12 protein-coding genes are annotated in these 13,262 nt (G+C 62.5%); 10 read left to right on the plus strand and 2 right to left on the minus strand.

Annotation, left to right across the window (positions count from 1 at the left end; genetic code table 11):
- Position 1: 1 nt before the first annotated feature.
- Complete coding sequence (locus WH299_RS17520; protein WP_123476042.1) at positions 2-1,339, minus strand: lysine N(6)-hydroxylase/L-ornithine N(5)-oxygenase family protein; 1,338 nt, start codon at positions 1,337-1,339, stop codon at positions 2-4.
- A gap of 119 nt (positions 1,340-1,458) precedes the next feature.
- Entirely contained in the window at positions 1,459-1,941 is a 483-nt protein-coding gene (locus WH299_RS17525) for a sigma-70 family RNA polymerase sigma factor (protein ID WP_028616992.1), read from the minus strand.
- 255 nt (positions 1,942-2,196) lie between these two features.
- Here WH299_RS17525 and WH299_RS17530 point away from each other — a divergent pair, with 255 nt between their 5' ends.
- From WH299_RS17530 to WH299_RS17575, 10 genes are all read left to right on the plus strand, one after another.
- Positions 2,197-3,366: an efflux RND transporter periplasmic adaptor subunit gene (locus tag WH299_RS17530; protein ID WP_028616993.1), complete on the plus strand. Its 1,170-nt coding sequence runs from the start codon at positions 2,197-2,199 to the stop codon at positions 3,364-3,366.
- Position 3,367: 1 nt separating this feature from the next.
- Entirely contained in the window at positions 3,368-5,338 is a 1,971-nt protein-coding gene (locus tag WH299_RS17535) for a MacB family efflux pump subunit (RefSeq protein ID WP_339550889.1), read from the plus strand.
- Complete coding sequence (locus tag WH299_RS17540; RefSeq protein ID WP_339550890.1) at positions 5,331-6,734, plus strand: efflux transporter outer membrane subunit; 1,404 nt, start codon at positions 5,331-5,333, stop codon at positions 6,732-6,734. Before WH299_RS17535 ends, WH299_RS17540 begins: the two co-directional genes overlap by 8 nt.
- A gap of 103 nt (positions 6,735-6,837) precedes the next feature.
- Positions 6,838-7,581: an alpha/beta fold hydrolase gene (locus WH299_RS17545; protein WP_126571353.1), complete on the plus strand. Its 744-nt coding sequence runs from the start codon at positions 6,838-6,840 to the stop codon at positions 7,579-7,581.
- Between the two features lie 107 nt (positions 7,582-7,688).
- Complete coding sequence (locus WH299_RS17550; RefSeq protein ID WP_015884774.1) at positions 7,689-8,456, plus strand: FadR/GntR family transcriptional regulator; 768 nt, start codon at positions 7,689-7,691, stop codon at positions 8,454-8,456.
- A gap of 224 nt (positions 8,457-8,680) precedes the next feature.
- On the plus strand, positions 8,681-9,883 hold the full coding sequence (locus WH299_RS17555) for an ABC transporter substrate-binding protein (protein ID WP_339500152.1): 1,203 nt from the start codon (positions 8,681-8,683) through the stop codon (positions 9,881-9,883).
- A 57-nt stretch (positions 9,884-9,940) separates the two neighbouring features.
- Positions 9,941-10,801, plus strand: coding sequence for a branched-chain amino acid ABC transporter permease (locus WH299_RS17560; RefSeq protein WP_016974865.1), 861 nt, complete (start codon positions 9,941-9,943; stop codon positions 10,799-10,801).
- A 1-nt stretch (position 10,802) separates the two neighbouring features.
- Positions 10,803-11,813, plus strand: a complete 1,011-nt coding sequence (locus tag WH299_RS17565; protein ID WP_028616998.1) for a branched-chain amino acid ABC transporter permease — start codon at positions 10,803-10,805, stop codon at positions 11,811-11,813.
- Positions 11,810-12,559, plus strand: coding sequence for an ABC transporter ATP-binding protein (locus tag WH299_RS17570; RefSeq protein ID WP_038849033.1), 750 nt, complete (start codon positions 11,810-11,812; stop codon positions 12,557-12,559). The genes WH299_RS17565 and WH299_RS17570 overlap by 4 nt, the downstream gene beginning before the upstream one ends.
- Entirely contained in the window at positions 12,559-13,254 is a 696-nt protein-coding gene (locus WH299_RS17575) for an ABC transporter ATP-binding protein (protein WP_126571354.1), read from the plus strand. Before WH299_RS17570 ends, WH299_RS17575 begins: the two co-directional genes overlap by 1 nt.
- The last annotated feature ends 8 nt before the right edge of the window (positions 13,255-13,262 follow it).

A 13,262-nucleotide genomic window follows, 5' to 3' on the forward strand; every position in this document is an offset into this window, starting at 1 on the left:
GTCAGCTCGCGGTGGCGAGCAACAGGTCCTGCACCGAACGCCCTTTGCCGCGACCACGGTCCAGCGCATACAACGACGCCGCAATCTCATCCGCGCGAATCGGCAGCACCGACAGCAAGGTATCGCTCAAGCCGTGGCTGGCCTGGCTGAACCCTTGGATGTAGATGCCGGCGTTGCAACGCTCGTCAGTGACGATGCGGTAGTCACGCGCGACGTCGAAGTCACCCAGGTAGTCTTCCAGCGGTGCGAGCAAGGCGCGGTGCGTCTGGCGCTCATAGCCAGTGGCCAGGATTACCGCGTCGTAGTGGTTGATGCTGGTATCGCCGTTGGCGTTGTTGCGCAGCACCAATTCAATGCCCAGCGGGCCTGGGGTGGCCTTCTCGACCACGGTCATGGTGCGGAACGCCTGGCGGGCGATGCCGGAGACTTTCTGGCGGTAGAAGATGCCGTAGATACGCTCGATCAGGTCCAGGTCCACCACCGAATAGTTGGTGTTCTGGTACTCGGCGACCAAACGTTCACGCTCGGCGCCCTCTTGCTGGAACACCAGGTCGGTGAAGGCCGGCGAGAACACTTCGTTGACGAACGGGCTGTCATCCGCCGGCTTGAGCGCCGAACCACGCAGAATCATATCGACCTGCACCGACGGGAAGCTGTCGTTCAGGTCGATGAAGGCTTCCGCCGCGCTCTGGCCACCGCCGATGATGGCGATGCGCATGGCCTTGCCCTCGACACACGGCTGGCTGGCCATGCGCTCCAGGTACTGGGAATGATGGAACACCCGGCTGTCGCCCTTGAGCGCCTTGAACGCTTCAGGAATGCGCGGCGTGCCCCCGGCGCTGACCACCACCGAACGGGTGGTGCGCACGTGTTGCTCACCGAGCGCATCGCGGGAAATCACGCGCAGCGCTTCAACCTGCTGCTGGTGCAGGATCGGCTCGATGGCCAGCACTTCCTCGCCATAGCGCGCCTGGGCCTGGAACTGCCCGGCGACCCAGCGCAGGTAGTCGTTGTACTCCATGCGGCACGGGTAGAAGGTGCCCAGGTTGATGAAGTCGACCAGGCGATCGTGGGCTTTCAGGTAGTTGACGAAGGAATACGGGCTGGTGGGGTTGCGCAGGGTCACCAGGTCCTTGAGGAATGAAATCTGCAGCTCGCTCTGGGTCACCAGGGTATTGCCGTGCCAGCGGTAGTCGGCCTGTTTGTCGAGAAACAGCACGTCCAGTTTGCCCTGGGCCTTTTCGCGCTCCTGCAGGGCGATGGCCAGCGCCAGGTTCGAAGGGCCGAAACCGATACCGATCAGGTCGTGAACCGCGGGCGAAGCAATTGCCTGTGTCATTCCAGTGTCCTCTGGATAAGCCCCTTGGCGGTGGGGCGGGAATACCTTCAAGACCTGAACAACAGGTCGTGTGTTGATAGGAAACGAGGACAGTGAAATAAAATTTAACTGATCATTGATCAGTGCGCTTCCCACTCGCGCATCCGCACCCGGCAGTGCTTCATGGCGTTGACGATGTGTTTCTCCACCAAGGCGCGAGAAATGCACAGGCGTTCGGCGATTTGCAGGTGGGTCAGGCCTTCGAGCTTGCGCAGCAGAAAGCTGTCGCGACAGGCCTGTGGCAGCTCGGCCAGGGCGCGTTCGAGCAGTTCCAGGCGTTGGCCGTGGTCGTGGTTAGTGTGCGGCGAACTGCTGGCGAAGCGTTCTTCGGCATCCAGCACATCCAGGGGTTCGACCTGGCGCAAGGCATTGCGCCGATGGCCGTCGATCACCAGGTTGAGCGCCGTGCGGTACAAAAAGGCACGGGGTTGTTCGATGGGCGTGTCGCTGGAACGCTCCAGCACCCGGACATAAGCGTCATGCACCACATCCTCGGCCACCTGACGGTTGCCCAGCTTGGCGTTGAGGAAACACACCAGCTCGCGATAGTAGTTTTCCAACATGACTCCCGACCGCCGGGTGGCGGCATTAGGTCCTTGGGTGCAAATAAAGACAGCATTCAGGTGATGGCAGTTTGAGTGCGTGCAATTTATAGTAATTCTCATCTACTTTTAAAGCAGACTTGTATCAACGGACGATTTTTTTCTTCAAGGGAGCTGTAACTGCTTATGTAACCGCCTAAATCCCCGCGCAATTCTCTCGTTTACTTGTCAGCTCCCCGCAACTGCGGTCCGAACTTTCCTGGCTGGAACCAAAGCATGAAACGCCCTCGACCTGCCCGACGCGCCTTGCTTGTTATCGCGTGCCTGATCCCCATTTTCGCCATCGCGGCCTGGCAAGTGCTGCCGCCGGGGCGTGACACCCTCACCACCGTCACCGTCACCCGCGGCAGTATCGAAAACAGCGTGACCGCCCTCGGCACCCTGCAGCCGCGCCGTTATGTGGACGTGGGGGCCCAGGCCTCCGGACAGATCCGCAAGATCCACGTCGAGGCCGGCGACCAGGTCCAGGAAGGCCAGTTACTGGTGGAGATCGACCCCTCCACGCAAAAAGCCAAGCTGGACGCCAGCCGCTACGCCATCGAAAACCTCAAGGCCCAGTTGCAGGAACAAAAGGCCCAGCACGAACTGGCACGCCAGAAGTACCAGCGCCAGCAACGCCTGGCCGCCGGCAACGCCACCCGTGAAGAAGACGTGCAAACCGCCAAGGCCGAACTGAGCGCCACCCAGGCGCGGGTCGACATGTTCCAGGCGCAGATCCAGCAAGCCCAGGCCAGCTTGCGCAGCGACGAAGCTGAATTGGGCTACACGCGCATCTATGCGCCCATGACCGGCACCGTGGTCGCGGTGGACGCGCGGGTCGGCCAGACCCTGAACGCCCAGCAGCAGACGCCGCTGATCCTGCGCATCGCCAAATTGTCACCGATGACCGTGTGGGCTGAGGTCTCGGAAGCCGATATCGGCCACGTCAAACCGGGCATGACCGCGTATTTCACCACGTTGAGCGGCGGCAACCGGCGCTGGACCAGCACCGTGCGGCAGATCCTGCCGATTCCGCCCAAGCCATTGAATGAAACCCAAGGCAGCGGCAGCCCCAACAGCACCAGCAAAAGCGGCAGCGGCCGCGTGGTGCTGTACACCGTGCTGCTGGACGTGGACAACAGCGACAACGCGTTGATGGCCGAAATGACCACTCAGGTATTTTTCGTTGCCAGCCAGGTCAAGGACGCCCTCACCGCGCCGGTCGCCGCGTTATCGGGCACGGCGAACCCCAACGAGCAGATCGCTCAGGTCGTGGGCAAGAATGGCCGAATCGAGCAGCGCCAGGTGCAGGTGGGCATCAGCGACCGCCTGCGCGTCCAGGTGCTCGACGGTTTGAGCGAAGGCGATCACCTGCTGATCGGCCCGGCCGACGGCAACGGGGGTTGAGTTGACCACGCCCCTGATCGAACTCAAGAACATCCGCAAGTCCTACGGCGGCGGCGACAGCCCGCAGGTCGACGTGTTGCGCGGCATCGACCTGTCGATCCATGCCGGGGAATTTGTCGCCATCGTCGGTGCCTCGGGCTCCGGCAAGTCCACGTTGATGAATATCCTTGGCTGTCTCGACCGTCCAAGCACAGGCGACTACCTGTTCGCCGGGGAAAACGTCGCCCATCTGGACAGCGACGAACTGGCCTGGCTGCGCCGCGAAGCCTTTGGCTTCGTGTTCCAGGGCTACCACCTGATCCCGTCGGGCTCGGCCCAGGAAAACGTCGAGATGCCGGCGATCTACGCCGGTATCAGCGCCGCCGAACGCCATGCCCGCGCCAACGCCCTGCTCACGCGCCTGGGCCTGGCCGAGCGCACCGGCAATCGTCCGCACCAGCTTTCCGGCGGCCAGCAACAGCGGGTGTCCATTGCCCGTGCGTTGATGAACGGCGGGCATATCATCCTCGCTGACGAACCCACTGGCGCCCTCGACAGCCACAGTGGCGCCGAGGTCATGACCCTGCTCGATGAACTCGCCAGCCAGGGCCACGTGGTGATCCTGATCACCCACGACCGCGAAGTGGCGGCGCGGGCCAATCGCATCATCGAGATTCGCGATGGCTTGATCATCAGCGACTCGGCCGACGGCAGCGACGTTGCGCCAGTATTAGCGAGCGGCGCCTTGCAAGCCGTGGACCTGCGCCAACGCCTGGCCGACGGTGCCGAACACAATGGCGCGTGGAAAGCCGAGCTGGTGGACGCAGTGCAAGCCGCCTGGCGGGTGATGTGGATCAATCGTTTCCGCACCGCGCTGACCCTGTTGGGGATCATCATCGGCGTGGCGTCGGTGGTGGTGATGCTGGCCGTAGGTGAGGGCAGCAAGCGGCAAGTCATGGCGCAGATGGGCGCATTCGGCTCCAACATCATCTACCTCAGCGGCACGTCGCCCAACCCGCGGACACCGCTGGGCATCGTCACCCTCAATGACGTCCACGCGCTGGCGGCCCTGCCCCAGGTGAAACACATCATGCCGGTCAACGGCAGCGAAGTGGGGGTGCGTTACGGCAACGTGGACTACATGGCCTACGTGGGCGGCAATGACACCAACTTCCCGGAAATTTTCAATTGGCCGGTGGTCGAGGGCAGTTACTTCACGGCCGCCGACGAGCGTGCCGCCGCCACCGTGGCGGTGATCGGCCATCGCGTGCGCGAGAAGCTGTTCAAGGGCGAGGTCAACCCACTCGGCCAGTACATCCTGATTGAAAACGTGCCGTTCCAGGTGATCGGAGTGCTGGCGGAAAAAGGCGCCGCCTCCGGCAACAAGGACAGTGACGACCGTGTGGCCATCCCTTACACCGCCGCCAGTGTGCGCCTGTTTGGCAGCTACAACCCTGAGTATGTGGTGATCGCGGCGGCGGATGCGCGCAAGGTCCAGGAAGCCGAAGTGGCCATCGACCAGTTGATGAAAAAGCTGCACAACGGCAAGCGTGACTATGAGCTGACCAACAACGCGGCGATGATCCAGGCCGAGGCCCGTACGCAGAACACGCTGTCATTGATGCTCGGTTCTATTGCAGCGATATCTTTGCTGGTGGGCGGGATCGGCGTGATGAATATCATGCTGATGACCGTACGCGAGCGCACCCGTGAAATCGGCATCCGCATGGCCACCGGCGCACGCCAACGCGATATCCTGCGCCAGTTCCTCACCGAAGCGGTGATGCTCTCGGTGGTCGGCGGCTTGTGCGGCATCGCCCTGGCGCTGTTGGTTGGCGGCGTGTTGGTGCTGGCCAAGGTGGCAGTGCAGTTCTCCCTTTTGGCGGTGTTTGGCGCCTTTGGTTGTGCACTCGTCACCGGTGTCGTATTCGGCTTCATGCCGGCCCGTAAAGCTGCCCGGCTCGATCCGGTTAAGGCGTTGACCAGTGAATAAACAGTCCTTCTACCTGCCTGCCTTGTGCGTGTTACTCAGCGCCTGCACCGGCAACCCGCCCGCGCTCGACAGCGGGATTGCAGCGCCTGCCGCCTGGCAATTTGCCGAACGCGACGCCGCCCAGGTCACCAACCAGCAATGGTGGACGCAGTTCGGTAGCCCACAGCTGAACCGTCTGGTCGAACAGGCCCGGCGAGACAGCTTCGACGTGGCCGCCGCCACCGCGCGCGTGCGCCAGGCCCAAGCCAGCGCAGTGATCGCCGGTGCGCCGCTGTTGCCGGAAGTGAAGCTCAACCTCACCACCAGCCGCCAAAAGTTGTTACGTGGCCCGGGTGGACCGGACCTTGACGCTTCGCAAAGCGATGACGCCGTCGACAACTTTGGCGCCAACCTCACCGCCAGCTACGAAGTGGACTTCTGGGGTGGCCGCGCAGCCGCCCGCGACAGTGCCCTGCATACCCTGCGCGCCAGCGAGTTTGACCAGGCCACCGTGGAGCTGACCTTGCTCAGCAGCGTGGCCGACCGCTACGCACAAACCCTGGCCGCGCAGCAGCGCCAGCAGATTGCAGAACTGAACCTGGCCAATGCGCGTAACGTGCTCGACCTGGTGCAGACCCGCTATGACGCCGGCTCCGCCACCGCCCTGGAACTGGCCCAGCAAAAAAGCCTGGTGGCCAGCCAGCAACGTCAATTGCCGCTGATTCAACAGTTGACCGAAGAGTCCCGGATCACGCTGGCCGCCCTTCTCGGCCAACCCGTCCAAGCCCTGGACCTTGGCAGCGAACCGTTTCAAGCCTTGACCTGGCCTGCCATCGGCGCCGGCATGCCCAGTCAATTGCTCAGCCGCCGTCCCGATATCGCCAAGGCCGAGGCGCAATTGGCGGCAGCACAGGCCGACGTCACCGTGGCCCGCGCGGCCATGCTGCCCGCCATCACCCTCGGCGCGACCCTGGGTTCCGACGCCTACAAGGCCGTGGATATCCTGCGCAGCCCCTACTACACGCTGACCGCTGGGCTGGTGGCGCCGATCTTCAACAACGGCCGTTTAAGCGCTGAACGCGACAAGGCCCGCGCGCGCCAGGATGAACTGCTGCAAACCTATCGCGGTGCGATCATCAACGGCTTTGCCGACGTGGAAAAATCCCTCAGCAGCATCACCCGTCTCGACCAGCAGCGCGAATGGCAAAGCGAAGAACTACAACAGGCCCAGACTGCCTTCCAGATCGCTGAAAGCCGCTACCAAGCAGGCGCCGAAGACCTGCTCACGGTACTGGAAACCCAGCGGACGCTGTACGCGGTCCAGGACCAGAACGTGCAACTGCGACTGTCGCGCCTGCAGGCCAGTATCGCGTTGTACAAAGCCCTGGGCGGCGGCTGGCAGACGCAGATCCGATAAACAAAACTCCGCTTTCGTACACCAACTATCTTCTAGTCCTACATTCTTGAGCAAAGGTCCTTGGTAAAAAAACCGTACTCACACGGTTGCCCAGGACCTCTTGATGACTGTCGCAAAATACCTGACATGCGCCTGTCTCTGGGTGACTGCAAGCGCTGCCCAAGAACTGATTCCCCCCACCGCCATTGACTGGTTGCTGGATTGCCCCCTGCCCACCACTGAACGCCTGGACCCCGAAGTGCTGCAACGCACTCAATGCGGCGTCGTGAGCGTGCCGCGTAATTACGCTGCGCCCCGGCAAGGCAACCTGCGCCTCCACCTGACCCGCGTCGGCGCCCGAGACCCGCTGAATCGCGAAGGCGTGGTGTTTGCCCTGGCCGGCGATGCGTCCAAAAGGAACCAGGGCGGCACCTTTGTCATTCACCTGACCAGCCTCTGGGGCTCTTACTCCAACCCGGCGTATCGCACACTGGTCAACCGCTACGACGTCATCGAACTCACCCCCCGCGACCTCGGCAACGACAATGGAGTCGAACAAGCCGCCCAAGACCTGGAGTTTGTCCGCACTCAACTGGGCGACGCCCAACTGCTCTACCTGGGCAATGCCGATGCGGCCCGCCTGGGCAACCGTTACGCGGCCCTGTTTCCCGAACGGGTGGCGCGCATGGTACTGGTCAATGCAAAGCAACCCGAGTCGGCGGCACCCAAGGTCGAACAACTGCGCCTGAAAGAAACAGCCCAACAGGACGCCAGCAGCTGCATCAACCGCTGGATGGGCGACTTTCTGGTGTTCGGCAAGCAACCACCGCCGTCCACGCGCTGCCTCGATTCAGGCAACGGGGAGTAACCACCCGATTGCGACCTGTTGCCATCGAAAACGACACCCGCTGTTGACGCTGCATTCCGATCGCTATTAAGTGCTATTAATCCGCATTAATACGATAAATCGAACCTATGCTAAGCCGCCCGCTACGACGCAAACGCCAGAAGCTGTCCGATGTGATTGTCGAGTCGGTCAAGCGCTCCATCGTCACCGACGCCTTGAAGCCCGGCGACCGCCTGCCCACCGAACGCGAACTGATGGAAAGCTTCCAGTGCTCCAAAGGTTCGGCCCGCGAAGCGCTCAAGGCACTGGAAGTGGAAGGCCTGGTGAGCACCCGCACCGGGCCCAGCGGCGGCGCCTACCTGAACCAGGCCGGCACCGAACCGGCCAGCCGCGCGTTGCGCAACTACCTGCACTTCCAGCACCTGGACGGCGAACAGGTGTACCAACTGCGCAAAGTCATCGAAGTGGAACTGGCGGTGTCGGTGCTTGGGCGCTTGAGCGAGGACGACTACCAGGCCCTGCAAGACAATGTGGATTTTTGCAGCGCCCCCGAAGACAGCGAGGCCGGCCAGCGTGAACAGCGCCTGGCGGAACTGGAGTTCCATAACCTGCTGGCCAAGGCCTGCCCCAACCCGTTGCTGAGTTTCATGGCGCAGTTCCTCAACGATCTGCTGCGCGACCTGGTGGTGCTGAAAAAAGCCTACAAGCCCAAGCGCAAGCAGTTCGACGCCGCCAACCTGGACTATCACAAGCAGTTGCTGATCGCCTTTCGTGCCGGGGATGAAAGCGCGGTGCGCAGCTTGATGCATGAACACATGTGCGATGCCGAACACCACATGACCGCCCTTGAAGGCCAGGTCAGCCCGCACTTTTTGCTGGAGTTCGACCACTCTTAAAAAACACCACAGGCCCCATGTGGGGGGGGCTTGCCCCCGATGACGCCAGCACACTCAACATTAATGTCGACTGACACACCGCTATCGGAGGCAAGCCACCTCCCACATTTGGGCTGCATTTCAACCACACATCGTTTCATCCAATAACAGGCCTGCCCACAGGCCCTTGCTCCACCGTATCGCCATTGCCACTCCTGCCAATAACTAAACCAGGGAGTCACCCCATGCAGCGTCGTACGTTGTTGAAAGCCAGTCTTACCGCAGCCGCCGCCCTCAGCCTCCCGCTGAGCGTTCGGTCTGCATTCGCCGCCGAGCCCTTTACCTTTTACGGCCTCAAGTCCATGTCTGGCGCCTTTGCCAGCTATGGCAAGTTTGCCGACATGGGTTCGCGTCTGGCGGTGGAACAACACCCCGAGCTGCTCGGCCGCCCGCTGAACTACAAGGTGATCGACACCGAAGGCAACGCCGGCAAGGCCGTGCGCAAGGTGCAGGAAGCCATCCAGCAGGACGGCGCGCGGTTCTTCCAGGGCTGCACCCTGTCGTCGTCGGCACTGGCGGTGGCGAAGGAGGTGGACAAGGTCGGCGGTGTGTTCATGACCCCGGTGGGCGCCGATGAAGTCACCGGCAAGGACTGCAACAAGGCAACCTTCCGCTGGTCGGTGCCCACCTACGGCGCGATCCGTGAAACCATGGTGCCGCTGATCAAGCTGCTGCCGGACGCCAAGCGTTGGTACACCATCACCCCGCAATACGTGTTCGGCGAAGCGCTGCTCGAAGGCGCGAAGAATGTGCTCAAGGAAAACGGCCTGGAACACATCGGCAACAGCTACCACTCGTTGCAGGAACAGGAATTTTCCGGCTACCTGACCAACGCCATCGCCGCCAAGCCCGATGTGCTGGTGCTGCTCAACTTCGGCAGCCAATCGTCCAACACCCTGCGCCAGGCGGTGAACTTCGGTATCAAGGAACGCATGAAGGTGTTGCTGGTATGGTCCGCCGGCCTCGACCAGTTCCAGGAACTGGGCAGTGATGTGCTGGAAGGCGTGTACCTCGGCGCGCAGTACTGGCACCAGGTCGACACCCCGCTCAACCGTGAACTGGTCAAGCTCACCCAAGCCAAATACGGCATCAACCCTACCTACCCGCTGGCCGCCGATTACATCAGCACCAAGGTCATGCTCGAAGCCATCATTTCTACCGGCAGTTTCGACGGACCGACCGTGGCCAAGGCCCTGCAGGGCCTGAGCTACGAAGGGCCCACCGGCAAGGAATCGATCCGCGCCGGCGACCACCAGGTGATCAAGGATTACTACCTGCTGATCGGCAAGGCCACCGCCGACATGGCCGACAAAGATGACCTGGCCAAGGTACTCAGCGCCGGCCAGTCGTTCCCGCCCGTGGACGCCACAGGCTGCACGCTCGGCTGATCCCCTGAATTTGGTAGCGCAGGGCCGTGCAAGCGGCCTCCTGCAGAGGGTTCCTGCATGCTTAATCTTTATCTGTTCCAGATCCTCAACGGCCTTGGGCTGGGGATGATCTACTTCTTGATCGCGGTCGGGCTGACGATCATTTTCGGCCTGCTCAACTTCGTCAACTTCGCCCACGGTGCGTTCTTTCTGCTGGGTGCCTATATCTGCTACACCGCGGTGAGCCTCACTGGCAACTTCTGGCTGGCGTTGCTGATTGCGCCGCTGGTGGTGGCCGCGCTGGCCTGGGCCATCGAGCGGTTGTTGATCCAGCGCATTTATCACTTACCGCACATGTTCCAGATCCTGGTAACCCTGGGGATCGCGCTGATCATCCAGGAGGCCAGCGTGATGATCTGGGGCCCGGTGGGCAAAAGCGTCGCCGTGCCGGAACTGCTGCGCGGCGTGCTGGTGGTGGGTGACTTCGTCTACCCCTACTACCGCCTGTTTCTCATCGTGTTTTCCGGGCTCGTCGGCCTGGGCCTGTGGTTGCTGCTGGAACGCACGCGCTTCGGCGCCCTGGTGCGGGCCGGCAGTGAAAGCACCGAGACCGTGTCGCTGCTGGGCACCAACATCTTCCGGCTGTTCTCCATGACCTTCGCCCTCGGCGTAGCCCTGGCCGGCGTCGCGGGCGTGCTTTTCGCCCCGTTGCGCGGCGCCCAACCCTTTGTCGGCCCGGAGATTCTCGGCGTGGCCTTCGTGGTGGTGGTGATCGGCGGCATGGGCTCGTTCAGCGGTGCGCTGGTCGGCGGTTTGCTGGTGGGCGTGGTGCAAAGCCTGATGACCACACTCTGGCCCCAGGGCGCGAGCCTGATGATCTACGGCGCAATGGCCGTGGTGATTCTGGTCCGTCCTTACGGCCTGTTTGGGAGAGCCTGACATGAGCGAAAAAAACCCCCTGCCGTTTGCCAAGACGCAATCGCGCGCGATGTTGCTGTGGGTGTTGGCGGTGCTGATCGGCCTACCGTTGATATTGCCCTCGGCGACCCTGGCCACCGAGATCCTGATCTTTGCGATGGCGGCCTTGGCCTGCAACCTGCTGCTGGGCTACACCGGCCTGCTCTCCTTCGGCCAAGGCATCTTCTTCGGGGCCGGCGCGTATTGCGCGGCGTTGCTGATGATCCACCTGCAACTGGGCCTGTTCACGGCGTTGCTCGGCGCCGCCGTGGCCGGTGGTTTCCTGGCGTTGCTGGTGGGCGCCCTGGCGATCCGTCGCACCGGCATCTACTTCGTGATGCTGACCCTGGCGTTCAGCCAGATGGCCTACTTTGTCGCCTACACCCTCAGCGACTGGACCGGTGGCGACAACGGCCTGCTCAGCGTGCCGCGCCCGGAGATCCGCGTGGGTGAAACGGTGCTGCTGTCACTGGCCGACGCCCGCGCCTTCTACGGCTTTGTCGCAGTGCTGTTCCTGCTGATCTTCATCGGCGCCCGCCGGGTGATCGCATCACCGTTCGGCAGCACCTTGATGGCGATCCGCGAAAACGAAACCCGCGCCTCGGCCATCGGCTATGACACACGCCACTTCAAGATCCTGGTGTTTGTGCTGTCCGGCGCGGTCACCGGAATTGCCGGCGCGCTTTACGCCATGCTGCTGCACTTTGTGCCGCTGTCGAATATCGACCTGGCAATGTCGGAAAACATCCTGATCATGACCATCGTCGGCGGCACCGGCTCGTTGTTCGGCTCATTGCTCGGTGCCGGTTCCATCGTGCTGCTCGGGGATTTCCTCTCCGACCTGTGGCCGCGCTGGCTGATGCTGCTGGGGGTGATCCTGATCCTGGTGGTGATCTTCATGCGCGGCGGTTTGTGGGGCGGCCTCGCGTCGCTGTTCGAAAAGGTACGCGGCCATCGCAAAACGGCCGTTGTCGCCAAGGAGGAAGGGCTATGAGCATCCTTTTGGAAACCAGAGACCTGGAACTGGCCTACGGCGCGTTCCATGCGGTGAACGGCGTGAACCTCAAGGTCGAGGCCGGCACTATCCATACCATCATCGGGCCCAACGGCGCGGGCAAGACCAGCCTGTTCCACTGCCTCACCGGCGAACGCCAGGCCACCGCCGGGGCGATCCACTTCGACGGCAAGAACCTGATGCGCAAGCCTGCCCACGGCCGCGTCGGCCTGGGTATGGCGCGCTCGTTCCAGCTCACCAGCCTGTTCCAGAACCTCAGCGTGCGCGAAAACCTGCGCCTGGCCGCCCAAGGTCGTGACGGCGCGCGCGCGTTGAATTTCTGGCGCCGCGTCGACAGCAAGCGCGAACACCTGGAGATGGCCGACCAGGTGCTGGAACGCCTGCAACTCACCGCCCGTGCCGACACCCTGGCCGGCGAGTTGTCCCACGGCCAGCAGCGGGTGCTGGAGGTGGGCATGTCGATCTGCTCCAAACCGAAACTGTTGATGCTGGATGAGCCTACCTCGGGCATGGGCATCGATGACATCCCAATCATGACGCAGTTGATCAGCGACCTCGGCCGCGACCACACGGTGCTGCTGATCGAACACAACATGAGCATCGTCATGTCCATCAGCCAACGCATCACGGTGATGAGCCACGGGCAGATCCTGGTCGAAGGCACACCGGAATTCGTGCGCGCCGATGAGCGCGTGCGCACCGCTTACCTTGGGGAGGCTGCCTGATGCTGATCGTTGAGAATATCCATTCCTACTACGACAAGAGCCACGTGCTGGAAGGCGTGTCGCTGACCGTCAACCCTGGCGAACTGGTGACGTTGCTGGGGCGTAATGGCGCCGGCAAGACCACCACCCTGCGCAGCATTCTCGGCATCATCTGCCCGCGCCAGGGCCAGATCCACTTCAACGGCCAGGCACTGGTGGGCCAGAAGATCTTCGAAATTGCCCGCCAGGGCCTGGCGTTGGTGCCGGAGAACCGTGGGATCTTCCGCCTGCTTACGGTCGAGGAAAACCTGCGCATCGCCGCACGCAAGGCCAGCCGCTGGCAGCTCGAAGACGTGTACGCCATGTTCCCGCGCCTCAAGGAGCGGCGCAAAAACGCTGGCCACGCGTTGTCCGGCGGCGAGCAACAAATGCTCGCCATCGCCCGCGCCCTGCTCAACGATCCCAAGCTGCTGATCCTCGATGAACCCACCGAAGGCCTGGCCCCGGTCATTGTCGACGAGCTGGTGAAGATCCTGCGTAAGGTCAAGGACGACGGCCTGCCGGTGCTGCTGGTGGAACAAAACCTGATGGTCTGCGACAAGCTCGCCGACCGCCATTACGTGCTTGAACAGGGCCGCGTGGTCTACGAGGGCAGCGCCGAAGCCTTCCGCGCCGACCCGACCATCAAAAACCGTTATTTGGCCCTGAGTGCCTGACCGGAGAC

It is taken from the genome of Pseudomonas sp. MYb541 (assembly GCF_037479595.1).
In the GTDB taxonomy this organism is placed as follows: domain Bacteria; phylum Pseudomonadota; class Gammaproteobacteria; order Pseudomonadales; family Pseudomonadaceae; genus Aquipseudomonas; species Aquipseudomonas canadensis.